The organism is Ruegeria sp. YTSA108 (genome assembly GCF_059610185.1).
Window position 1 is genome coordinate 374915 of sequence record NZ_JBXWND010000001.1, and the last position, 23162, is coordinate 398076.

The following is a 23162-nucleotide window of genomic DNA, read 5'->3' on the forward strand; positions in this document are numbered from 1 at the left end:
CACGTGATGGGGAGATCTGGCGGGCGCCTCTCTGGCATGATTGAATTGTCCGCAATCTGCCGGAGCAGCCGGGTGCGCAACGACGCACCCGGCATCTAAACTGGTCAAATCTTGTACTTTGTTTGAAAAATTGTGTTTAAGTTCCGGTAGAAAGGATTTCAGATCATGAGCCGACGCCTGTTGATCGTTGAAGATGATGAAGACACCCGGGAATTCATAGCAAAAGGGTTCAGCGAGGAAGGATATGTCGTCGAACAGGCCGCGGATGGGCGCGAAGGGCTGTATCACGCCACAGATGGTGGCTTTGACGCCATCGTTCTGGACCGAATGCTGCCCGGTCTAGACGGCCTGTCACTGATCAAATCCATGCGCGCAGCGGGTCTGAAAACTCCGGTTCTGATGTTAACCGCAATGAGCGCGGTCGATGAGAGAGTCAAAGGCCTGAGGGCCGGTGCAGATGATTATCTGGTCAAACCGTTCTCTTTTCAGGAACTGCATGCGCGGATCGAAGCTCTGTTAAGACGCCCGCAGGAATCTGAGGAAAACCCAACCCTGACCTGCCGCGATCTGGATATGGATTTGCTGACCCGCAAAGTCACCCGCAACGGGCGAGAGATTACCCTGACACCGCGTGAATTTCAGATTTTGGAATTCTTCCTGAGACGCAAGAACCGCGTAGTGTCACGCACCATGTTGCTGGAAGGTGTCTGGGATTATCATTTCGACCCGAACACCAATGTGGTTGACGTCCATATCTCGAAACTGCGCCGCCAATTGGATGAAGGCGGAGAGATCCCGTTGATTGAAACAGTCCGGGGCGCAGGTTACATGATATCTGATGGATAACCTACGGCTTTCGTTCAATAATTCCAGAACGCGTTTGGTTCTGGCCAGCATGGTTCTGAGCACATTGCTGACAGCCACCGTGCTGGCCCTTGTCTATGTCACCGCAAATCGCAGTATCGAAAGCGAAACCCGCTCGGTGGTTTCCGCGGAATTGACCGGTCTGGCCGATGAATACGAAAGGCGCGGGCTCATCGGTTTGCTGACAGCCATCGAACGCCGTATTCCCACCGCCTCTGAACGGGATGCCCTCTACTTGTTGACCGACCGCAACGGGACGAAATTGGCTGGCAACCTGAGACAATGGCCCGATGACATCACTGCCGGAAGTGGTTGGGTCCAACTAGAGCTGCGACGCTCGGACAGCGAACAGCTGGTGCCAATTTCGGCTGCATCCATTCGTCTGCCGGGCGGAGAACGCCTGCTTGTCGGGCGGGATGCGTTGGCACGACAGCAGTTTGACCGTGTTCTTTTACGCTCGGTCGGCTTCGCGCTGGCAATCGCGCTGGCGCTGAGCGTCCTGACAGGCTGGCTGTTTACCAGGCTCGTCTTTTCGCGCTTGTCTGACATCGCCTCAACCGCAGAAAACATCGTTTCAGGCGACCTGTCGCGCAGGATGCCCTTGCGCGGGACCGGTGATGAATTCGATCAAGTTTCAGGTACGCTCAATACGATGTTGGACCGGATCGAGGAGTTGGTCAGCAATCTACGGACGACCTCGAATTCGATCGCGCATGATCTACGCTCTCCTTTGTCGCGGTTGAAACAGCGGGTCGAATCCCTGTCAGATAGCCGCAAATCCGAACAGGATCGCGAAATCGACATCGCGCGCGCGACGACCGAGGTTGATCATGTCCTGCGGGTACTGGGCCAACTGACTGAGATTTCGCGTGCCGAAGCAGGTGTCGGGCGAGAGCAGTTCGAAGATGTCGACCTTAAGCAACTCGTGGCGGACGTGGTCGAGCTCTATGATCCGGTTGCCACGGATCAGGGCGTAACACTTGAAGTTACAGGGTCAACTGCCCCCCTTCCCGGCCACCGCCCCCTTTTGTCTCAGGCACTGTCCAACCTGTTAGAAAATGCGCTGCGATACGCGCCTGATGGTTCGACCATCACGATCAATATTGCGGATGACGGCCTGTATACCAACCTCAGCGTGCGAGATCACGGCCCCGGTGTACCACAGGACGATCTGGCCCGTCTGCAGATGCCCTTTGTGACACTCGATCCCGCCCGGACCGAGCGCAATGCAGGTCTGGGCCTGGCTTTGGTCGCAGCGATATCGCATATGCACAAAGGCATGTTCGACGCCCGCAACTGTGATCCGGGCCTTGAAGCCACTATTCGTCTGTCGCGCAAACCCTGATCCGGTGATCATGAACCGCAAAGGTAAAAAAGGATCGGGTGACAGTAATTCTGACACCGGTTAAAACGTCGATTATGTCTGACCCGATCTCAACTATCCGTAATCTCGGCCCGGCCTATGAACAGGCTTGCGCGCGCGCCGGTATCCACTCGGCCCAGCAACTGCGCGAGATAGGCCCCGACGCGGCCTATGCAAAACTCTTGCAGGCAGGATCGCGCCCTCATTTCATCGGCTATTATGTTTTGGTGATGGGGCTGCAAGGCCGCCCCTGGAACGATTGCAAAGGCGAAGAGAAAAAAGCCCTGCGGCAAAGGTTCGACGCAATCAAAGCCAGCAACGGTACTGCGCCGCAGACGAAGATGATTGCCGACTTGGATGCGATCGGCGTCCGGGTATCTTCGGACGACTTGAAACCCGCATAGAAAAAGCCGCCCCCGACCCCGGGAGCGGCTTTATAGGCTTGATCTTAAAGCAGATTAGCCGACCAGTTCGATGCCCGAGAAGAAATAGGCGATCTCAACCGCTGCGGTTTCCGGTGCGTCTGAACCGTGGACCGAGTTCTCGCCAACCGATTCAGCGAACTCGGCGCGGATGGTGCCGGGGGCCGCATCTGCGGGGTTGGTTGCGCCCATGACTTCGCGGTTCTTGGCAATGGCGCCTTCGCCTTCCAGAACCTGTACAATAACCGGCTCGGACGACATGAATTCGCACAGTTCGTCATAGAACGGGCGCTCGGCATGGACGTCATAGAACTTGCCAGCTTGTGCTTTGGTCATGTGAATGCGCTTTTGCGCAACGATGCGCAGACCGGCCTCTTCAAACTTGGCGTTGATCTTGCCAGTCAGGTTGCGGCGGGTTGCATCGGGTTTGATGATCGAGAATGTGCGTTCCAGTGCCATGTCGGCCTCTCCTTAAAAATAGGGCGCGGGGCCCGCGCCGAAATCCATCGCGGGCCGCGTATCATGGTCTGTAGCTTATGAAAAGTGTTATGATGCCCTGCTCCGGCGCTTTGCCGGTCACAATGTGCTGGGCAACGGGTCCAGACTGTCGATCCGACGAACATAGAGCACGGCCAGAAGGCCGATAAAGCTACACCCGCACATCATGCCAAGCACAAGAAAAGGTCCGTTTTCAGGGCTGACAAAGGCGCCGGTGATCGTCGTCAGAACCGCCCCCAGCGCAACGATCATTGCACCTGACAGGCCCGCCGCGCTGCCTGCCAGTTTGGGACGAACCGACATCACGCCCGACGATGCATTGGCGTTGGTCAGTCCATTGCCGAAACCGACACAGATGGCTGAGCCGAAAAAGACCCAAACCGTACCAAGCCCGACCCAAAACAGAAGCAGCCCGCAAAGCGGCCCTGCCGTGGCCACATTCCGCCCTATCAGGATCATCGTTGTTAACTGCGTCCGCGCCGCCAATCGGCCGGTAACAAAATTCCCGACCATGAACCCGCCGGTGATAATGCCGATCCCAAGACCCAGCATCGCGGGGCTCAGATCAAACCAAGCAGCTGCAACCAACGGTGCACCGGTGATAAAACTGAAAAAACCACCGATCGAAAACGCCGCGCATAGGGCATAACCCCAAAACCTTCGGGCGCGGAACAGATGCGGATATTCCTTCAGCTGCGCCGCGAATGTTGGGGCGCGGTTTATATTGGTCTCTCCCATATCAAACCACAGCAAAGCCAGCAGACCGGTGCCAAGTAAGGAATACAGAACAAACCCCGAGCGCCAGCCAAACAGCATGTCCAACGCGCCGCCCAACATCGGTCCCAGCATTGGCGCCAGCGCCATAGCCATTGCGACATAGCCCAGCTTGCTGGCCGCCTCGTTGGGGGGATAGCGGTCGCGGATTGAGGCGCTGGACAGCACAGACCCGGCGACGACCACAGCCTGAATGAGGCGAAAACCCAGAAACACCCAGATTGACCCAGCCAGCACGCAGCCGATGGATGCGACCACGAAGATCGACATGCAGATCAACAGGACCGGTCTGCGCCCATATCGATCCGACAGAGGACCCATGATCAGTTGCAGCACAGCAGAAACCGCCAGATATCCCGCAACCGCCAGATTCATAAGGCCGTAATCCACCTGAAAGTCCACGCTCATATGCGCCAGCGATGGCAGGAACATATTCAGCGTCAGCACCGACAACGCCGTGGCAAAGACCAGCGTGACCAACGACGGAGGTGTTCGGGCTGTATGCATGATGGAACCGTGTGAAAACTTCAGGCAAAACAGCGCTAACACATTGAATGCCGGTTGAACATGCAAGCTGCTGGCGGCGGCATAACGGCTCTGCTAAGAGCAGCATATGTTACGGATTCAAGACATCACCTATGCCGTTGAAGGCCGCCCTTTGTTCGAGGGCGCAAGCGCAACCATCCCCGATGGCCACAAGGTTGGACTAGTGGGGCGCAATGGCACCGGCAAGACCACCCTGTTTCGCTTGATCCGGGGGGAGCTGGCGCTGGAATCGGGCAGTATCGCTGTCCCGAAACGGGCGCGTATTGGTGGCGTGGCGCAAGAGGTGCCCTCGTCCGATGCCTCACTGATCAATACCGTTCTGGCCGCCGATACCGAGCGCAGCGCGTTGATGACTGAAGCCGATAGTGCCACCGACCCCGGACGCATCGCCGATATTCAGACCCGGCTGGCCGATATCGACGCCTGGTCGGCCGAAGCGCGCGCAGCCTCGATCCTCAAAGGGTTGGGGTTCGATGACGAGGATCAGCTGAAACCCTGTTCGGACTTTTCCGGCGGCTGGCGCATGCGCGTCGCGCTAGCAGCGGTGCTGTTCTCGCAGCCTGATCTGTTGCTGCTGGACGAACCGACCAACTATCTGGATCTGGAAGGCGCTCTGTGGCTGGAAAGCTATCTGGCGAAATATCCGCACACGGTGATCATCATCAGCCATGACCGCGAGTTGCTGAACCGCGCTGTGGGGTCGATCCTGCATCTGGAAGATCGCAAGCTGACCTATTACGCGGTGCCTTACGATAAATTCGCGGAACGCCGCGCCGAACGTCTGGCACAGGCGGAATCGGAAAACACCAAGGCCAAGGCGCGCATCGCACATCTGCAAAGCTTCGTGGATCGCTTTCGCTATAAGGCGTCCAAAGCAGTTCAGGCCCAGTCGCGCCTGAAGATGATCGAACGAATTCAGTTGGTCTCGACCCCGCAAGAGGCTGCTCTGCGCGCTTTTTCCTTCCCAGAACCCGAAGAACTGTCGCCCCCGATCATTCAGATCGAAGGCGGTGTGACGGGATACGGCGAGACCGAGGTGTTGCGCAGACTGAACCTGCGCATTGATCAGGATGACCGTATCGCGCTGCTGGGCAAGAACGGTCAGGGCAAATCGACCCTGTCCAAGCTGCTGTCTGATCGTCTGCCGTTGATGGCTGGCAAGATGAGCCGCAGCACCAAGCTGCGCATCGGCTATTTTGCACAGCATCAGGTGGATGAGCTGCATGTGGACGAGACGCCCTTGGATCATCTGCGCCGATTGCGCCCGAATGAAGCTCCGGGCAAGTGGCGCTCGCGTTTGGCCGGGTTCGGATTGAATGCCGATCAGGCAGAAACCAAGGTCGGGCGGCTGTCCGGCGGACAAAAGGCGCGCCTGTCGCTGCTGCTTGCCACCATCGACGCCCCGCATATGCTGATTCTGGACGAACCGACCAACCATCTGGACATCGAAAGCCGCGAGGCGCTGGTTGAGGCATTGACCGCCTATTCCGGGGCTGTAGTGCTGGTCAGTCATGACATGCACCTGCTTTCGCTGGTGGCGGACCACCTCTGGCTGGTCTCGGACGGATCCGTCAAACAGTTTGACGGGGATCTGGAATCTTATCGGTCCCTACTGCTGGGCCGCGACAAACCTGTTAAGGAAAAGCCGCTGACGGCCAAGCCCAAACGCCCATCGCGCGAGGCGGTTCTGAACCTGCGCGCCGATCTGCGCAAATGCGAGGAACGGATCGAGAAATTGACGGATATGCACGAAAAACTCTCGGCCAAACTGGCTGACCCCAGTTTGTATGAAGACGACAAGATCAACGACCTGGCGACCTGGAACCGGAAATTTTCCGAGGTGGTCGAGGCAATGCAAAAAGCCGAGGCGCTTTGGGTGGTTGCAGCAGAGCGGTTGGAACAGGCAGAGACCGCAGCATGATGGATACAGCCTTTCTCATAACCTCGTTTACAACATTGCTTGTGGTCATTGATCCGCCAGCACAAACGCCGATCTTTGTGGCCCTGACACAAGGCATGGATCGGCATGCGCGTTATACAATAGCGGTGCGCGCCTGTCTGACGGCGGCTGGGATTCTGGCCATGTTCGCCGCATTCGGCGAGGCGGTTCTGGGCTTTATTGGCATCTCGATGGAGGCGTTCCGCGTTGCGGGCGGAGTTCTGTTGTTCCTCACAGCGCTGGACATGCTGTTCGAACGGCGCACCAAGCGGCGCGAAAACAGCGCCGAAGAAGAAGAGCATCCTGATCCTTCGGTATTTCCGCTGGGTATTCCCCTGATTGCAGGACCCGGCGCGATTGCCACAATGATCCTGCTGGCCGGGCAGCATCCGGGCATTGAGGGTCTGGCCGTGGTGATCGGAATGATGCTGATCGTAGTGGCGATGGTGTTCGTCACCTACCTGTCTTCAGGCGCGGTGGCACGAATTCTGGGCAAGACCGGGCTGAATGTGCTGACCCGCCTGTTGGGCATGCTGCTGGCGGCCTTGTCAGTTCAGTTTATCTTGGATGGGCTAAAAGCCTTTGGATTTGCGTCATAAATCCCCATATTGGATTCGAGTGACGCAGTAAGGTAGCGGTATGGACGGCGACAGCATTGCAAATCTGGCCTATCTTGGATTGTTGGGCGCAGCGGTCGTGGCCTGGTTTATCTCTCAGAACCGGCAAAGCCTGAACAAAACGTTGCAACAGGCTCTGGCCTGGGTGTTTATTTTTATCGGCATCATTGCCGCCTATGGACTGTGGGGCGATATCCGCAGCACTGTGGGCCCTGCCCCGCAGATGACCGTGACCGGAGAAAGCATCGAGGTGCCGCGCGCCTATGACGGGCATTACTATCTACCGGTTCTGGTCAATGGAGTGTCCATCACCTTTTTGGTCGATACCGGCGCCAGCCAGATTGTGTTGAACGAGGCGGATGCAAGACGCATCGGTGTTGACCCCGATCAGCTGAACTATTTCGGGCGGGCCCTGACGGCCAATGGCGAGGTGCGCACCGCCCCGATACGGCTGGACAGCCTTGAACTGGGGCCGATCACGGATCGCAATGTCTCGGCCTGGGTGAATGAAGGGGCGCTGGATCAGTCCTTGCTGGGCATGGATTACCTGCACCGGTTCTCGAATATTCAATTCGCGGATGGGCGTCTGATCCTGTCGCGCTGATGCCCTCTCGATATTGAGAACATAATAAGAACATGCTAGAGTAATAGCATGTCCACACATCTTCTTGGCCGCAAACCCGCACGACAAATGGCAGGGCTGAATCTCCATCCGCAGATCACCCTGCAACTGGCCCGCGTGCACGAGGCCTGCGGCCCCGCCCGGCGCAGCTTTGCCATGTGGTTGGCCGGTCAGGCACAGGGGCCGGTGTTGTGGATTTCCCCCGCGTGGGAGGCAAGCCAGTTGCACCCAGGCGGGATGATGGCCTTTGCCGATCCTGCTCGGTTCCTGTTTGCCCGCCCCAACCATGCCGAGGACCTGCTGTGGTGCATGGAAGAAGCGTTGCGCAGCGGGGCAACCCCACTGGTGATCTGCGATCTGCCCGAGGCGCCCGGCCTGACGCCGGTCCGACGGATGCATCTGGCCGCGGAACAAGGCGGCACGATGGGGCCAGCCCCGCTTGGCCTGTTACTGACCCCTGGCGATGGCGGCGCACAGGGGGTTGAAACCCGCTGGCACATGGCTGCGGATCATCACGCCGGGGTTCCCTGCTGGACCCTGACCCGCCGTCGCGCCCGCGCCCTACCCCCGGTCAGCTGGCAGGCCACCCAGACCAAGCCACATGCCGGGCTGAACCTGACGCGGATCAAGGCCCAAGATGTGTATTGGGGTGAATAAGTTACGCGCCTCACGGCACTTGTGACTAGCCAAGTGCCACATCCAACCCTAGCGTTCCGGTATGAGCCATCCAATCCATGACAGCCGCTATTCTTGGCTTCGCCTTCTGATCACCCTCGCAATCGCTACGGTGGCGAATGTGGGCATGTGGGCGGTAATCGTCGTGATGCCCGCGATCGAGGCGCAATTCAGCGCCGGTCGGGCCGAAGCCTCATTTCCCTATGTCTTGTCGATGATCGGGTTTGCACTGGGGAACATGTGGCTGGGGCAGCTGGTTGATCGGTTGGGCGTGACCAAGGCACTGATCGGTGCCGCCCTTCTGAGCGCGGTCAGCTATCTGTTGGCAACATGGGCGCCGAATATGCTGCTCTTGTCACTGGCCCATCTGCTGTTGGGGCTGGGCACGGCTGTTGGTTTTGGCCCTCTGATCGCAGATATCTCACACTGGTTCATGAAACGCCGCGGGATTGCGGTGGCGTTGGTTGCCAGCGGAAACTACCTGTCCGGGGCGATCTGGCCAACGCTTCTGTCAGGCATCCTTGCACGTGAGGGATGGCAGCAGGTCTATCTGACGCTGGCGGTCATAACGCTGCTCGTTGTCATCCCCCTGTCTCTGCTGCTGCGCCGGCAAGTCCCGATCGAGGCCCATCAGACCGCCGCCGCCAATGCGCAGATCAACGCGCGCAGCGTGGGAATATCGCCGCGCAGCTTGCAATACGTTCTTGGTCTGGCCGGAATCGGCTGTTGCGTGGCCATGTCGATGCCGCAGGTCCATATCGTGTCCTACTGCGTCGGGCTCGGATATGGCCCGGCGGTCGGGGCCGAGATGCTCTCGCTGATGTTGCTGGGCGGCGTGGTCAGCCGAGTGATCTCGGGGTTGGTCGCCGACAAGCTGGGCGGGTTGATGACATTGCTGGTCGGCTCTTTCCTGCAATGTATCGCCCTATTTCTGTTCCTGCCCTATGACGGGATGGCCTCACTTTACATTATCAGCCTCATGTTCGGTCTGGCGCAGGGCGGCATTGTCCCCAGCTATGCGCTGGTCGTACGTGAATATATGCCCCCGCAAGAGGCCGGAGCACGCGTTGGCTTTGTCATGATGATGACCATCATGGGCATGGCACTGGGCGGATGGATGTCCGGGTGGATTTACGACTTAACCGGAAATTATCAACTGGCCTTTATCAATGGCATCCTCTGGAACGGGCTGAACATCGTTATCCTGCTGATGTTGCTAAGGCGATCGCGGCCCCGCAGGCAGGAGGTCATGATATGACCCAACTGACAAGGCGCGCTGTACTGTCCGGGTTGACCGCCCTGCCATTTGCGCGCCCGGCTCTGGCCGGGTTGCGTCCCTATGAACTGGTCCGCAATGGCACTTCCGTAGATTTTACGTTCGAGCTGTCCGGCATCACACAGTCCGGAACCATGCCGATACGATCCGCAGATATCCGAATTGACATGACCGACCTGGCCAACAGCCGGGTGGATGTCTCGCTAAACGTCGCCAAGGCGCGCACCAACCTGCCCTTCGCCCGCAAACCGATGCTCAGCGCTGGGGTTCTGGACGCCACAGGATTTCCCACAATTCATTTCACCTCGACCGATATTCAGCTTGGCAACGGTGGACGTATCTCGAACGGGGCCGAGATCACAGGAGATCTAACCTTGCGTGGCGTAACGCGACCAATCACATTGCGCGCCAATATTTTTCGCCCGCCCGGCAGCGCCCGAGACAACTTGAATAACCTCTCCATCCAACTCAGCGGTTCACTGAACCGTCACGAATTTGGCGCCTCGGGTTATTCCGACCTCGTAAAGGAAACTGTTGGCCTTGATATCCGGGCCAAGATCAAAAAGACTGGATAGATCAAAAACGACGCCACAAAGTCGATAAGCCGCGCGCACCGCGCTGGAAATATCGCAATCTGAGCCCATCATGCGCACGATCATTTCCTTTGCCGCCCTATTTCTTTCCGTCATTCTGCTTCAACTGTCCACCGGTGGCGTTGGCCCGCTGGATGCGATTTCCGGCCTGACCCTGAATTTCACCACCGGGCAAATTGGTCTGTTGGGCTCGGCCCATTTCGTTGGCTTCTTTGTGGGATGCTGGTGGGCCCCGCGCCTGATGGGAAGCGTCGGCCATTCGCGGGCATTTGCCGTTTGCACAGCTTTGGGCGCAATGGGGTTGCTGGGGCACACCCTGACGGACAACGCTTATATCTGGGCGGCCCTTCGGATCGCGTCAGGCGCCTGTGTCGCCGGGTGCTACACAGTGATCGAGGCCTGGCTGAACGCAAAAGTCACGAATGAGACGCGCGGGCGCGCCATGGGCACCTATCGCATCGTCGATATGGGCGCGTCCCTCTGCGCCCAGCTGATCATCGCAGTTCTGCCACCAGCATCATATGTCTCGTATAACTTGCTGGCGATCCTGTGCTGCGCTGCCCTGTTGCCACTGACCCTGACGCGCGCCAGCCAGCCCGAAACGCCCGACGCCCCGCGGCTGCGCCCGAAACTGGCCTGGAACAGCTCTCCTCTGGCGGTGGCCGGGGTGGTGGTTGCTGCGTTAAGCTCGGCGTCCTTTCGGATGGTTGGCCCTGTTTACGGGCAAGAGGTTGGGCTTGGTGTCGATCAGATCGCGTTTTTCCTGGCGTCTTTCGTGCTGGGCGGCGCGTTGGCGCAATATCCGATGGGATGGCTAGCCGATAAATACGACAGGCGCTGGGTACTGATCTGGCTTTCGGTAGCCGCCGTCCTCAGCTGCGGTGTGACCATGGCCGCCGGCAACACCGGAACCGTCGGCGTCATGCTGGCCGCGTGTTTGTTCGGCTTTACGACCTTCCCGATTTTCTCAGTTTCATCCGCGCACGCCAATGACTTTGCCACAACCGAACAACGGGTCGAGCTCTCTGCCGCGCTGATGTTCTGGTATGCGCTGGGTGCGATTGCCTCGCCTTACGTGTCATCCACTTTGATCCAATCCTTTGGACCCGGCGCGCTTTTTGCCTTTGTGGCACTTGGCCACGTGTTCCTGATCATCTTTGGTCTGGCGCGGATGCGGTCGCGGCCAACACCCGAGGAACGCACCAGCTATGTCTATTCACCGCGAACCTCGTTTACCATCGGGCGCTTGCTGAAACGATCCCGCGAGGAACGATAGAAAAAGGGCCGGGAAAATCCCGGCCCTTTCGTTTTAGTGTTCGGTGTGAGGTTCCTTGTCGACAACTTCGACCTCTTTCACCGGATCAACCGTCGGCTCTAGCGCGCCGTTGACGATGCCCCCGACCCCGTTTTCCATCGACAGGCCCAGCTCTTCGCCCAGCTTTTTCAACGCGGGCATCTGAACGGCCATGCCCATGATCGAATCCAGCGCCTGGTTCACCACCGGCTTGTCGCCATTGGCGCCTCCGCCACCACCGGCGGCACCGATCCCGCCAACCTGATGGATCTTGATCGAGTCGATCTTTTCGGCAGGTTTGACCATTTCCGCAATGATCGTCGGCATCGCTTCAATCCGGGCTAGATCAACCTTCAGGCGGATCTGATCAACGGACAGGGCATTGTCAGCCTCGACAATCGCGCGCTTACCTTCCGCTTCGGCCAGCATGTCGTTCTTCTTGGCCTCGGCGCGGATGTTCAGCGCATCCGCTTCGGCTTGCGCCTCTTCGCGGCGGGCTTCGGCGCGGTCGGCGGCAGCTTCTTTCTCGGCCTGGGCGGCCAGACGGATGGCTGTGGCCTGACGTTCAGCCTCACGCGTCGCTTCGATCAGCACGATCTGCTTCTGACGCTCGGCCTCGGCCACCTGACGGGCGGTAACCACCGCTTCGGTCGCTTTGGTCGCCTCAGCGCGGGCCAGATCGGCAGACGCACGGGCGCGGCTTTCCTCTTCGGATTTCTGCGCGATGATGATCTGACGCTCTTGCTCGGCAACCTCCAACTCACGCTCTTTCGAGATCTCGGCCTCACGGATTTTACGCTCGCGTTCAATGTCAGCCGCTCGAATTGCTTCCTCGCGCGCAATCCGGGCACGCTCGGTTTCACGTACAGAATCCTCGGTCCGCGCGGCGATCTCAGCCTCTTGCGCCACGCGCAGGGTTTCGATCTGTTGCGTCTGTTCGATGCGCGCCTGCTCTTCGTCCTTGTCGATCAACAGCTTCTGACGCTGGGCTTCCATCGCAGCACGGCGCACTTCAACCTCGGCATCCGCATCAATCTGCGCGCGCTCTTTTTTCGAGGTCGCAATCACCTCGGCCAGCTTGCGCATACCCACGGCGTTAAAGGCGTTGTTTTCATCCAGCGCTTCGAACGGTGTCTGATCCAGCGCGGTCAGCGAGACCGATTCCAGCGACAGGCCGTTTTTCAGAAGGTCTTCGGACACCGCATTCTGCACCTCTTGCACAAAGTCAGCGCGGTTTTCATGCAGACCGTCCATGGTCATCTGCGCAGCCACGGCACGCAGACCGTCGATCAGCTTGCCTTCGATCATCTCACGCAGCTGTTCGACATCGAATGTACGGGCGCCCAGGGTTTGGGCCGCGCGTGCGATGCCCTCTTCCGTGGCCATGACCGAGACATAGAACTCGACCCCCACGTCAACACGCATCCGGTCTTTGGTGATCAAAGCAGCCTCGGCGCTGCGCTGCACCTCAAGACGCAGGGTCTTCATGTTGACGGGGCTGACCTCATGCAACAGCGGCACGACGATGACGCCACCATCCATGATGACTTTCTTACCACCAGCACCGGTTTTCACCAGGCTCACCTCGCGGGTTGCGCGGCGGTAGAGTCGGGCCAGTACAAGGCCGATGAACATAACGACCGCTAAAATGGTCACAACTGTGACGGCTAGGAATGTAAGTTCCATGCAAATTCCTCCGAGATTGGGGTTTGAAATTTAGTTAGTTTGACAAGCCGACCAGAACGAACCGGTCTTGCCGTCGGTCGCGCAGGACAAGCACTTCAGTGCCCTGTTCCAGCGTATCCTTGTCCTGCAGGGGCTCAGCGCGCAGGTAATGCGCATTGCCAAAGCGATCCATGACCCGCACTTCGGCCGGGCGGCCACGCGATGCTGTCCCTTGCGAGATGAAACCGCGACGGCGGGCCAGCATCCGTTCGGACATAGCCTCGGTCTCGGTTTTCGGCAGCAGGCGGGCAAAGACCGCGCTAAAGCCACGCGCAAACCAGATGCCTAAGGCCCCAGCCGGGATCGCAGCCATCCATGAGGGCAGATCAAAGCCCATCACATCACGCAGGCCCAGCTGCAAGCCGATGCCAGACAGGCCGAAACCAGCCAGCAGAACCACCAGCCAGATCATGAACGGCACTTTTCCAAAGCCCAGCCAGCTTGCAGGACCGTCCGAGGTCACAACCGGCGTTTCCGCCGCAACCTCGGCCAGCTCGAACTCACCCAGATCGACATCCGCATCCAGATCAAGTTCGAAATCACCGATGTCCAATTCCGGAGCGTCAACCAGATCAAGGTCAACGTCGCCCTCGCCCGCCATCAGGCTTCCACCCAGCATCAGCGCCACCAGTTCCAGCCCCAAAAGGCCAAACAACAGAGCAATCGCGATGGTAAAGGGCACAAATGCACCCTCGAGTAGAAAACTGAACATCAGTGGGCCGTCTCCGTTATTGTATACGATGGTATGCAGTAAATATGGGGAGTCATGACAAAGTTTCAAGAGGTTGTGATTCTATATTTCAACCTATGGGTAATTGACACGGTGACACAGCGGCAGTCGGGAAACCCGTTCTTTGGGGATTTTTCCGTGCATGGGGCCGGAAAGTTGCATCCGTGCAAAAGCCGGGCTTTTGCTGGGCTGTGACATAAGATAGACGGGCCTGCAGTTACATACGCGGAAACGGAACATGGCTCGGATTCTCATCACCTCGGCGATCCCCTACATCAACGGGATCAAGCACCTCGGCAATCTGATCGGCTCGCAATTGCCTGCCGACCTGTATGCGCGGTATCAGCGCGGCCGGGGGAATGAGGTCATGTTTCTCTGCGCCACCGACGAACACGGCACCCCCGCCGAGCTGGCCGCCGCCAAGGCAGGCAAGCCGGTCGCCGAATACTGTGCCGAGATGCATGGCGTGCAGGCCGATATCGCACAGCGCTTTGGCCTGAGCTTTGATCACTTTGGCCGCTCATCCAGCCCCCAGAACAAGGTGCTGACCCAGCATTTCGCAGGCAAATTGGATGACGCCGGGTTGATCCGCGAAGTGAGCGAGAAGCAGGTCTATTCCCACGCCGATAGGCGCTTTCTTCCTGACCGCTATATTGAAGGCACCTGCCCCAACTGCGGGTACGACCGTGCGCGCGGTGATCAGTGCGAAAACTGTACCAAACAGCTGGACCCGACCGACCTGATCGAGCCGCGTTCGGCCATTTCCGGTTCGACCGACCTTGAGGTGCGCGAAACCAAGCACCTGTATTTGCGCCAGTCATCAATGAAAGATCAACTAAACGCCTGGATCGACTCCAAGTCCGACTGGCCAATCCTGACCACATCCATTGCCAAGAAATGGTTACATGACGGCGACGGCCTGCAAGACCGTGGCATTACCCGCGATCTGGACTGGGGCGTGCCGGTCAAGAAAGGCGATCAGGACTGGCCCGGCATGGAGGGCAAGGTCTTTTACGTCTGGTTCGACGCGCCGATCGAATACATCGCCTGCGCCAAGGAGTGGGCTGATGCGACCGGCAAGCCGGATGCCGAGTGGGAGCGCTGGTGGCGCACTGACAAAGGTGCCGATGACGTGCGCTATGTTCAATTCATGGGTAAGGACAACGTGCCTTTCCATACCCTGTCCTTCCCGGCGACCATTCTAGGTTCGGGTGAGCCGTGGAAGATGGTCGACCATCTGAAATCCTTCAACTACCTGAACTATGACGGCGGCCAGTTCTCGACCAGCCAAGGTCGCGGCGTGTTCATGGACCAGGCGCTGGACATCCTGCCTGCCGATTACTGGCGCTGGTGGCTGCTGAGCCATGCGCCCGAAAGCAGCGATAGCGAATTCACCTGGGAGAACTTCCAGCAATCGGTGAACAAGGATCTGGCCGATGTGTTGGGCAACTTCGTCAGCCGGATCACCAAGTTCTGCCGCTCAAAATTCGGCGAGGCGGTGCCCCAAGGCGGCACCTATGGCGACCGCGAGCAGGCCCTGATCGAAGAGCTGACCCGCCGCGTCCGCGCCTATGAAGGGTTCATGGAGGCAATGGAAGTTCGCAAATCCGCCCAGGAATTGCGCGCCATCTGGGTTGCCGGGAACGAGTATCTTCAATCCGCGGCACCCTGGTCGACCTTCAAGGAAGATCCCGAACAGGCCGCGGTACAGGTGCGTCTGGGTCTGAACTTGATCCGGCTCTATGCCGTGCTCAGTGCGCCGTTCATTCCCGAAACCACCGCCCGTATGCTGAGCGCGATGAACACGATGGATACCGCCTGGCCTGACGATGTTGCGGCGGCCCTGTCCGCCCTGCCCGCAGGCCACGACTTTGCCGTTCCCGATGTTCTGTTCGCCAAGATCACCGACGAACAGCGCGAAGACTGGCAGGACCGTTTTGCAGGTGTCCGCACCTAAGACACCCGACCGGGAAAAGAATACAGGGGGCTTTACGGCCCCCTTTTTTCATTTTGCGTTTGATCCAGATTGCCGGAAACGACCTTGCCAGATCAGGGAACTAGCCCTGGCCGATTTGCGTAAACCTGCCGCCCTACAGAAAAATATCCTTGGGTAAGCGATTGCCCTACGGGCTAACACGCTTGAGAAACCTAGCAAAACCAGCCATCCTCACGAAGAGTTTAGGCGACTCGGACCGCTGGCGGCGACCCGAGTTGTGTCCAGTTTTTGTTTCAATGGGGCTTCTGCCATGATCCTTGCATCAACACTTTTCAGCTTTCGACCGAATGACCCCATAGCCAAATCCGTTTGGTATGCCGCAGCTTTGGCCCTGTGTGGGTTGGTGGTGCCAGCTGCCGCGCAGGATAAAAGTGACGCCCCACCGCCCAAAGTGTCCATCGCAGCGGCCTACACGCAAGAAATCACGGACGAGGCGACTTTCATCGGTCGAGCTGAGGCGCTGAACAAGGCCGATATTGTCGCCCGGGTCAGCGGATTTCTGGACAGTCAGAATGTTGAAGACGGCGCGATGGTGAATGAAGGCGACCTTATGTTCACGATCGAGCCGGACCTGTATCAGGCGACACTAGATGCACGGAATGCCGATCTGGACCGTGCCGAAGCAAATCTTGAGCTCGCCAAAGTTGACCTGGCCCGGAAGGAAGAACTTTACAAACGCGATGCCACTCCGGAAAGCGAACGGGATATCGCCCGTGCCAACGAACTTGTGGCCATTGCCGAAGTCAAAGCTGCGAAAGCCGCGATCCAACAGGCTGAACTTGATCTGAGCTATACTAAGGTCCACGCACCGTTCACCGGCCGTATCGGGCGGGTCGCTATCAGCGTCGGGGACGTTGTTGGCCCGAACAACCCACCATTGGTGAATATCGTCAGCGAGGCACCAGTGTATGTGAATTTCTCGTTGAACGAAAAACAGTTTACCTCGGTTCTTGAACAATATGGCGAGAATGCATCGTCGCTGGCCGAAAGCCCCAAAAGCCCGAATGTGCATGTAACGCTGCCCAATGGATCGGACTTGGGCGAAACAGGTTCGATTGTTTTCGTTGACAACCATATCGACCCGCTAACTGGAACGATTGCAATGCGGGCCGAATTCACAAATGCCGACCGGCTGATCCTCGATGGTCAGTTCCTGAGCGTTCATATCGAAGCCCTGGAGCCGACCTTGCAGGTTCTGATCCCGCAGGCGGCCTTGTCACGTGATCAGCGCGGTGATTTCGTTCTGGTCGTTAACGATAAGCAAATGGTCGAACAGCGCTATATCACCACCGGCGACAATGTCGGAACTGCTGTGATCGTTCTAGACGGCCTGCGCGAAGGGGAAAGCGTGATCGTCGAGGGCCTCCAGCGCGTGCGCCCGGGTGTGGCAGTGGATGCTGTCACCGCATCCGAGCAGCCGGGAGAGTAACAGATGTTCTCATCCCTGTTCATCAGCCGGCCCAAGCTGGCCCTAGTTATTTCGCTTGTCCTGACGATCATGGGCGGGATCGGCTATATGGTTCTGCCGGTCGCCCAGTTTCCTGATATTACGCCACCGGTCGTCAGCGTTTCCGCCACCTATACCGGTGCCAATGCCGAAACGGTCGAGAACACTGTCGCCGCGCCGATCGAGGCGCAGGTCAACGGCGTGGATGACATGATCTACATGACGTCCACCTCTTCGGATAACGGATCGTATTCGTTGAATATTACCTTTGAAGTCGGCACCGATCCTGACATTGCATCCGTCAACGTGCAGAACCGCGTTGCGCAGGCCATGTCTTCGCTTCCGTCAGAGGTGACTTCGTCGGGTGTCGTTACGCAGAAGGCATCGACCAATATGCTGATGCTGGTCACGCTGACCTCACCCAAAAGCACCTATGACAGTGTATTCTTGTCGAACTACGCTTCGATCAACCTGAAAGATGCGTTGGCGCGGGTACAGGGTGTTGGTAAAGCCGACGTTCTGACTAACCTTGAATATGCAATGCGGATATGGATGGATCCCGACAAGATGACCGCCCTGTCGATTTCACCGGGTGATGTCATAAACGCTATCCGAGAACAGAATATCGAAGTGTCTGCCGGTTCGATAGGCTCGCCGCCGGTCCCTGAGGGACAGACATTTCAATATACGATCAAGACCAAGGGCCGGCTGACCTCGGCCGCTGAATTTGGCAATATTGTCATCCGTACTGGTGATGCAGGGGCAATCGTACGCGTAAGGGACATTGCCAGAACCGAACTTGGAGCGCAGTTCTATTCGGCTTCGGGTTATTTCCAGGCAGAACCCGCAACGGTTATCGGTATTTATCAAGCCCCCGGTGCCAATGCGTTGGCTGTTTCAGATCGTGTTCAGGCCGAATTGGACCGGCTGTCGCGTTCGTTCCCAACAGATGTTGAATATCAGGTTCCGTTCAACACGACCGACTTCGTGGAACAATCTCTGAACGACGTGGTTTCCACCCTGATGCTGACGTTCGTTTTAGTGATTTCGGTCGTATTTGTCTTTTTGGGCAGTTGGCGTGCCACGATCATTCCTGCGGTTGCTATTCCTGTTTCGCTGATTGGCACGTTCGCGTTCCTGCTGGCGTTTGGGATGTCCCTGAACACAATTTCTTTGTTCGCGCTTGTACTGGCCATCGGGATCGTGGTCGATGATGCCATCGTGGTGGTTGAAAACGTTGAACGCATTATCGCCGACGAAGGGTTGTCCCCGCCTGAGGCGACACGGAAAGCAATGGGCCAAATCACCGGACCCGTCATCGCAACCACACTGGTTCTGCTGGCCGTTTTTGTGCCCGTAACCTTTATGCCTGGCATCTCGGGGCGACTGTATTCTCAGTTTGCAGTCACCATCTCGACTGCGGTCGTGATTTCTTCAATCAACGCTTTGACCTTGTCTCCGGCGCTTTGCGGACTGGTTCTGCGCGCGCGCTCGGGTCCGCCCAAGGGTATTCTGGCCCTGTTTGAGCGTTTCATCGGAACGCTGCGTGACGGTTATGTTGTCATTGTCCGAAAACTGTTAATTCTGCCAGTCGCCGGACTGGGCGTCATCGTTGTTCTGGCCATGGGTACAGGGACGATCATGTCGAACACATCAAGCGGTTTTATTCCGCTTGAAGACAACGGCTATCTCTTTGTGGACATCCAGTTGCCAGATGCGGCAACACTGGAACGCACCGAGACTATCGCAGGTCGGGTCGACGACCAAATCCGCGATATCTCGGGGGTCGCCAGTACGGTTCTGATCAACGGGTTTTCGCTGCTGAACGGCACAACCACAAATGGAGCGACCGTTTTTGTGAACCTCGACAACTGGGACGAGCGGCAAGATCCCGACCTGTCTGCCGATGCCATTCTGGGCAAGGTTCTGGCGATTGCAAATGGCGAATCCGCAGCTTCGATCGTGGCCTTCAACCCGCCACCGATTCAGGGCCTCGGCATGTCAGCCGGTGTGGAAATGGAGGTTCAGCAAGTCGGGGGCGGTACGCCTCAGGATCTGGCCTCGGCCGTTGGGTCCTTCGTCTATGCTGCAAACCAGCGACCCGAGATTGGTCAGGCCTATACAACGTTCCGGGCCAATGTTCCCCAGCTATTTGTCGATCTGGACCGTGAGAAAGCGAAAACCCTGGAAGTGTCTGTTGCTGAGATTTTCCAGACGATGCAAGCCCAGCTGGGCTCGTACTATGTGAACGATTTCAACCTGTTCGGCCGCGTCTACCGTGTGATGATTCAGGCCGAGGGGAGCTATCGGAACAAGGTCGAGGATATTTCGAACCTGTATGTGCGCTCGACCAAGGGCGATATGGTTCCATTGGGTACGTTGATCGACGTGGAAAACGTGTTGGGGCCAGTCCTGTTAAAACGGCATAACCTGTTCCGTTCGGCAACTGTTACAGCTGTACCTGCGCCAGGGCTGTCCAGTGGCGACGCTATCACTGTGATGACAGAAGAATCCGCCAACGCCCTACCCTCGGGATACGCGTTTGAATGGACAGGTACCGCGCAACAGCAGCTTGCATCCGGCAGCCTTGTGATCATTATCCTCGGGCTTGCTGTCCTGTTCGCCTATTTGTTCCTGGTGGGGCAATACGAAAGCTGGTCGATGCCGGTGTCCATTCTTCTATCGGTTATTGTTGCCCTATTCGGGGCGGTTGCGGCGGTGGCCATCGTGGGCAGCGACATAAACCTGTACACGCAGATCGGGATGATCATGCTGGTGGGGCTTGCGTCGAAGAACGGTATCCTCATCGTTGAATTCGCAATGGAACAGCGTGCCAATGGCCTTTCGATCAAAGATGCTGCAGCCGAAGCCGCCCATCAACGTTTCCGCGCGGTGATGATGACCGCCCTCTCCTTCCTGTTGGGTGTTGTACCGTTGCTTGCCGCGAACGGCGCGGGAGCGGCTAGCCAGAAGGCCATCGGTGTCGCCGTCTTTGGCGGAATGCTGGCGGCGACTCTGGTTGGCGTTATCCTTGTGCCGGTACTTTACGCCCTGATGCAGGGGCTGAGGGAATGGCTCAAAGGGACAAAGAACGACCCCGACCCTTCGGAAGAAGCCGCATAAATCAAAAAAAAGCCCCGCCGATAACGCGGGGCTTTTCTTTAATGGGCCAGGCGCTTTTCGATCCAGCGCTGGATGGCAGCGATCTGATCGGCATCAAGCCTTAGGCCCAGCTTGTTTCTGCGCCAGATGGCATCTTCAGCGCAGCGCACATATTCCTTGGTGACCAGCCATTCCATTTCGCGTTCGGTCAGCGTCGCCCCGAACTCTTCCCCCAGATCCTCAGCGGTCTTTGCATCGGCCAGAATAGCGCGCGCCTCGGTTCCATAGGCGCGCACCAGCCGTTCCGCCCATGTGCGATTCAAAAAGGCATAGTCGAATTCCAGACCGGCAATAAGGTCTTGCACTGCGCTAACGGGGAAATCGCCACCCGGCAAAGAAACTCCAGCGGTCCATGGACCGGGCAAATCCGGGAAGTACTCAGCGATTTTCTCAAGCGCACTTTCGGCCAATCTGCGATAGGTCGTAATCTTGCCGCCGAAAACATTCAAAACCGGAGCACCGCCAAGCCCATTGACCTTCAGAGTATAGTCTCTGGTCGCGGCCGTTGCGCTGCTGGCCCCATCGTCATACAGAGGGCGCACACCGGAATAGGTCCAGACGATGTCTTCGCGGGTCACAGGCTGCTCAAAATATTTTGACGCAAACGCACACAGATATTCCTGTTCAGACTCGGTACAGACTGGAAGAACCGATGGGTCTGGGTGATCCTGATCAGTTGTTCCAATAAGGGTGAAATCTCTCTCATAGGGAATGGCAAAGATGATGCGCCCGTCTTCGCCCTGAAAGAAATAGCATTTGTCATGGTTGAATAACCTGTGGGTTACGATATGGCTGCCGCGGACCAACCGAACCCCCTCGCGCGAGTTCACGTGGATTTTTTCCTGGATGATATCGCCAACCCAGGGCCCACCGGCATTGATCAACATCTTTGCCAGGACGATACGGGTTTCGTCATTTTGGTTATCGCGGATCGTCACAAGCCAAACATCATCCACCCGCTCGGCTGAAAGAACTTCGGTCCGAACCAGAATATCGGCGCCACGGGCCTCGGCATCACGGGCATTCAGAACTACCAGACGGGAATCTTCGATCCAGCAGTCGGAATACTCATACGCGGTCTCAAACCTATTTTGCAGCGGGACACCTTCAGGCGCGGAACGCAAATTCAGCGCAGAGGTCCCGGGTAGAATTTTCCGCCCTCCAAGGTGATCGTACATGAACAGGCCAAGACGGATCAGCCAGGCTGGACGACGACCACGCATCCAAGGCATCACTGTACTCAGCAGCCGTGAGGTCGGAGTGTCCGAGTCAAATCGCATCCCATCGTGGTAGGGAAGCACAAAGCGCATCGGCCAACTGATATGAGGCATTGCCCGCAGCAGCGTTTCCCGCTCAATCAGCGCCTCGCGGACCAACCTGAACTCAAAATATTCCAGATACCGTAGGCCGCCGTGGAACAATTTGGTCGAGGCCGAGGACGTGGCCGATGCCAAGTCGTTCATCTCGGCCAATGTCACCGACAATCCCCGCCCGGCCGCATCACGCGCGATCCCGCAACCGTTAATACCGCCACCGATGATGAATAGGTCAGTAACCTGGCCAGTCTGCTGTGCCATTTGCAGGTCAGTCCTTTTGCTGAAAACGTGCGGCAATTAACCCGCTCGATACTCGGTTCGTCAATGTAGATTTTCGTTTTTTTTCGCTTAACAAACAAGAATAGTGATTTTTTGTTGTTCTACAAACAATGCTTGATTTCTGCCGGTTGCAATATTGCGAAAAAAGGAACAAAAACGAAAGAACCCAATAACCGGAGCTTCCCTTGTCTCTTTCGTTCCGCCAGTCAGACATCATAGAAATCGCCAAGCAGAATGGTCGCGTCATGGTCGAGGATCTGGCGTTGCAGTTTGGTGTCACGGTCCAAACGATCCGGCGCGATCTTTCCGAGCTTGCGGAATTGGGCAAGCTGGACCGGGTTCATGGCGGCGCGGTCCTGCGATCCGGCGTTTCGAATATCGGTTACGAGGACCGGCGCGCCCTGAATGCTGAAATCAAGACCCGTATCGCACAGGTTTGCGCTGCCAACATACCGGATGGTGCATCGCTTTTTTTGAACATCGGTACATCGACCGAGGCTGTCGCGCATCAGTTGCTAAACCACAAAGATCTTATGGTGGTGACAAATAACATGAATGTCGCGCGTATCCTGGTGGAAAACACGAACTGCCAGATCGTCGTCGCCGGTGGTGTTCTGCGCCGGTCGGACGGTGGTCTGATCGGCAACCTGACAAATTCAACGATTGAACAATTCAAGTTCGATTATGCGGTAATCGGGTGTTCCGCACTGGACGCCGATGGTGATCTTCTGGATTTCGATTTCCAAGAAGTCCGTGTCAGCCAGACTATCATTGCACAGGCCAGACACAGCTTTCTGGTTGCCGATCATTCGAAATTTCAGCGCTCGGCCCCTGCCCGTATTGCCTCGATGTCCGAAGTTGACGTTTTCTTTACAGATCAACCTCTTCCAAGTCGGCTTGCACGTAAATGCAAGGAATGGGGAACGCGGGTCGTATACAGCGGCCGAACCACCGGAGATTCGCATTAAACGCGTAATTCCAAACGTGGTTCTTGTCATAGGCGACCGGCCCTGACAGTATCACA

General features: G+C 57.4%; 19 protein-coding genes. 14 read left to right on the top strand and 5 right to left on the bottom strand.

All coding sequences use genetic code 11. The features are described from left to right. Positions 1–165: 165 nt before the first annotated feature. From AC2FHW_RS01895 to AC2FHW_RS01905, 3 genes are all read left to right on the top strand, one after another. Entirely contained in the window at positions 166–846 is a 681-nt protein-coding gene (locus AC2FHW_RS01895; protein ID WP_142634264.1) for a response regulator transcription factor, read from the top strand. Beyond that, the gene (locus AC2FHW_RS01900; protein WP_271946675.1) at positions 839–2209 is read left to right on the top strand and encodes a sensor histidine kinase; all 1371 of its coding nucleotides are present in this window, start codon (positions 839–841) and stop codon (positions 2207–2209) included. Before AC2FHW_RS01895 ends, AC2FHW_RS01900 begins: the two co-directional genes overlap by 8 nt. Before the next feature lie 74 nt (positions 2210–2283). Further along, entirely contained in the window at positions 2284–2631 is a 348-nt protein-coding gene (locus AC2FHW_RS01905) for a TfoX/Sxy family protein (RefSeq protein ID WP_496677805.1), read from the top strand. Between the two features lie 54 nt (positions 2632–2685). On the opposite strand, the gene ndk is transcribed toward AC2FHW_RS01905, so the two are convergent. Together ndk and AC2FHW_RS01915 are read right to left on the bottom strand one after the other, a co-directional pair. Further along, positions 2686–3108, bottom strand: coding sequence for a nucleoside-diphosphate kinase (ndk, locus tag AC2FHW_RS01910; protein WP_142634270.1), 423 nt, complete (start codon positions 3106–3108; stop codon positions 2686–2688). Between the two features lie 117 nt (positions 3109–3225). Then, positions 3226–4428: a multidrug effflux MFS transporter gene (locus AC2FHW_RS01915; protein WP_271946668.1), complete on the bottom strand. Its 1203-nt coding sequence runs from the start codon at positions 4426–4428 to the stop codon at positions 3226–3228. A 106-nt stretch (positions 4429–4534) separates the two neighbouring features. On the opposite strand from AC2FHW_RS01915, the gene AC2FHW_RS01920 reads away from it, so the two are divergent. From AC2FHW_RS01920 to AC2FHW_RS01950, 7 genes are all read left to right on the top strand, one after another. Next, positions 4535–6388, top strand: coding sequence for an ABC-F family ATP-binding cassette domain-containing protein (locus tag AC2FHW_RS01920; RefSeq protein WP_496821352.1), 1854 nt, complete (start codon positions 4535–4537; stop codon positions 6386–6388). Next, a complete protein-coding gene (locus AC2FHW_RS01925) occupies positions 6385–7005 on the top strand; it encodes a MarC family protein (RefSeq protein WP_142634274.1) in 621 nt (206 codons plus the stop codon). Before AC2FHW_RS01920 ends, AC2FHW_RS01925 begins: the two co-directional genes overlap by 4 nt. A gap of 40 nt (positions 7006–7045) precedes the next feature. Then, positions 7046–7627 (top strand): retropepsin-like aspartic protease family protein, encoded by a 582-nt coding sequence (locus AC2FHW_RS01930; protein WP_496821353.1) that lies wholly within the window; start codon positions 7046–7048, stop codon positions 7625–7627. 48 nt (positions 7628–7675) lie between these two features. Further along, on the top strand, positions 7676–8302 hold the full coding sequence (locus tag AC2FHW_RS01935; RefSeq protein WP_271946659.1) for an ImuA family protein: 627 nt from the start codon (positions 7676–7678) through the stop codon (positions 8300–8302). A gap of 61 nt (positions 8303–8363) precedes the next feature. Continuing rightward, a complete protein-coding gene (locus AC2FHW_RS01940) occupies positions 8364–9578 on the top strand; it encodes an MFS transporter (RefSeq protein ID WP_271946656.1) in 1215 nt (404 codons plus the stop codon). Continuing rightward, positions 9575–10171 (top strand): YceI family protein, encoded by a 597-nt coding sequence (locus tag AC2FHW_RS01945; RefSeq protein WP_271946653.1) that lies wholly within the window; start codon positions 9575–9577, stop codon positions 10169–10171. Before AC2FHW_RS01940 ends, AC2FHW_RS01945 begins: the two co-directional genes overlap by 4 nt. 70 nt (positions 10172–10241) lie before the next feature. Then, positions 10242–11465, top strand: coding sequence for an MFS transporter (locus tag AC2FHW_RS01950; protein WP_271946650.1), 1224 nt, complete (start codon positions 10242–10244; stop codon positions 11463–11465). Positions 11466–11498: 33 nt separating this feature from the next. Here AC2FHW_RS01950 and AC2FHW_RS01955 read toward each other — a convergent pair whose 3' ends face one another. Continuing rightward, positions 11499–13169, bottom strand: a complete 1671-nt coding sequence (locus tag AC2FHW_RS01955) for a flotillin family protein (RefSeq protein WP_496728162.1) — start codon at positions 13167–13169, stop codon at positions 11499–11501. Positions 13170–13203: 34 nt separating this feature from the next. Beyond that, positions 13204–13920: an OB-fold-containig protein gene (locus tag AC2FHW_RS01960; protein ID WP_271946644.1), complete on the bottom strand. Its 717-nt coding sequence runs from the start codon at positions 13918–13920 to the stop codon at positions 13204–13206. A gap of 256 nt (positions 13921–14176) precedes the next feature. Between AC2FHW_RS01960 and metG the strand changes: the two genes are divergently transcribed. The 3 genes from metG to AC2FHW_RS01975 all read left to right on the top strand — a co-directional run bounded on the left by metG (position 14177) and on the right by AC2FHW_RS01975 (position 20504). Continuing rightward, positions 14177–15895: a methionine--tRNA ligase gene (metG, locus tag AC2FHW_RS01965; protein ID WP_271946641.1), complete on the top strand. Its 1719-nt coding sequence runs from the start codon at positions 14177–14179 to the stop codon at positions 15893–15895. Positions 15896–16184: 289 nt separating this feature from the next. Then, positions 16185–17363 (top strand): efflux RND transporter periplasmic adaptor subunit, encoded by a 1179-nt coding sequence (locus AC2FHW_RS01970; protein WP_142634293.1) that lies wholly within the window; start codon positions 16185–16187, stop codon positions 17361–17363. A 3-nt stretch (positions 17364–17366) separates the two neighbouring features. Then, the gene (locus AC2FHW_RS01975) at positions 17367–20504 is read left to right on the top strand and encodes an efflux RND transporter permease subunit (RefSeq protein ID WP_496821354.1); all 3138 of its coding nucleotides are present in this window, start codon (positions 17367–17369) and stop codon (positions 20502–20504) included. 38 nt (positions 20505–20542) lie between these two features. Here the strand turns inward: AC2FHW_RS01975 and glpD are convergent, their stop codons facing one another. Then, entirely contained in the window at positions 20543–22120 is a 1578-nt protein-coding gene (gene glpD, locus AC2FHW_RS01980; protein WP_496821355.1) for a glycerol-3-phosphate dehydrogenase, read from the bottom strand. A gap of 203 nt (positions 22121–22323) precedes the next feature. Between glpD and AC2FHW_RS01985 the strand changes: the two genes are divergently transcribed. Beyond that, a complete protein-coding gene (locus AC2FHW_RS01985; protein WP_142634299.1) occupies positions 22324–23106 on the top strand; it encodes a DeoR/GlpR family DNA-binding transcription regulator in 783 nt (260 codons plus the stop codon). The last annotated feature ends 56 nt before the right edge of the window (positions 23107–23162 follow it).

Coding starts and splice junctions, on each gene's coding strand:
- AC2FHW_RS01895 (WP_142634264.1), top strand. CDS start 166: ATGAGCCGACGCCTGTTGATCGTTGAAGATGATGAAGACACCCGGGAA.
- AC2FHW_RS01900 (WP_271946675.1), top strand. CDS start 839: ATGGATAACCTACGGCTTTCGTTCAATAATTCCAGAACGCGTTTGGTT.
- AC2FHW_RS01905 (WP_496677805.1), top strand. CDS start 2,284: ATGTCTGACCCGATCTCAACTATCCGTAATCTCGGCCCGGCCTATGAA.
- ndk (WP_142634270.1), bottom strand. CDS start 3,108: ATGGCACTGGAACGCACATTCTCGATCATCAAACCCGATGCAACCCGC.
- AC2FHW_RS01915 (WP_271946668.1), bottom strand. CDS start 4,428: ATGCATACAGCCCGAACACCTCCGTCGTTGGTCACGCTGGTCTTTGCC.
- AC2FHW_RS01920 (WP_496821352.1), top strand. CDS start 4,535: ATGTTACGGATTCAAGACATCACCTATGCCGTTGAAGGCCGCCCTTTG.
- AC2FHW_RS01925 (WP_142634274.1), top strand. CDS start 6,385: ATGATGGATACAGCCTTTCTCATAACCTCGTTTACAACATTGCTTGTG.
- AC2FHW_RS01930 (WP_496821353.1), top strand. CDS start 7,046: ATGGACGGCGACAGCATTGCAAATCTGGCCTATCTTGGATTGTTGGGC.
- AC2FHW_RS01935 (WP_271946659.1), top strand. CDS start 7,676: ATGTCCACACATCTTCTTGGCCGCAAACCCGCACGACAAATGGCAGGG.
- AC2FHW_RS01940 (WP_271946656.1), top strand. CDS start 8,364: ATGAGCCATCCAATCCATGACAGCCGCTATTCTTGGCTTCGCCTTCTG.
- AC2FHW_RS01945 (WP_271946653.1), top strand. CDS start 9,575: ATGACCCAACTGACAAGGCGCGCTGTACTGTCCGGGTTGACCGCCCTG.
- AC2FHW_RS01950 (WP_271946650.1), top strand. CDS start 10,242: ATGCGCACGATCATTTCCTTTGCCGCCCTATTTCTTTCCGTCATTCTG.
- AC2FHW_RS01955 (WP_496728162.1), bottom strand. CDS start 13,169: ATGGAACTTACATTCCTAGCCGTCACAGTTGTGACCATTTTAGCGGTC.
- AC2FHW_RS01960 (WP_271946644.1), bottom strand. CDS start 13,920: ATGTTCAGTTTTCTACTCGAGGGTGCATTTGTGCCCTTTACCATCGCG.
- metG (WP_271946641.1), top strand. CDS start 14,177: ATGGCTCGGATTCTCATCACCTCGGCGATCCCCTACATCAACGGGATC.
- AC2FHW_RS01970 (WP_142634293.1), top strand. CDS start 16,185: ATGATCCTTGCATCAACACTTTTCAGCTTTCGACCGAATGACCCCATA.
- AC2FHW_RS01975 (WP_496821354.1), top strand. CDS start 17,367: ATGTTCTCATCCCTGTTCATCAGCCGGCCCAAGCTGGCCCTAGTTATT.
- glpD (WP_496821355.1), bottom strand. CDS start 22,120: ATGGCACAGCAGACTGGCCAGGTTACTGACCTATTCATCATCGGTGGC.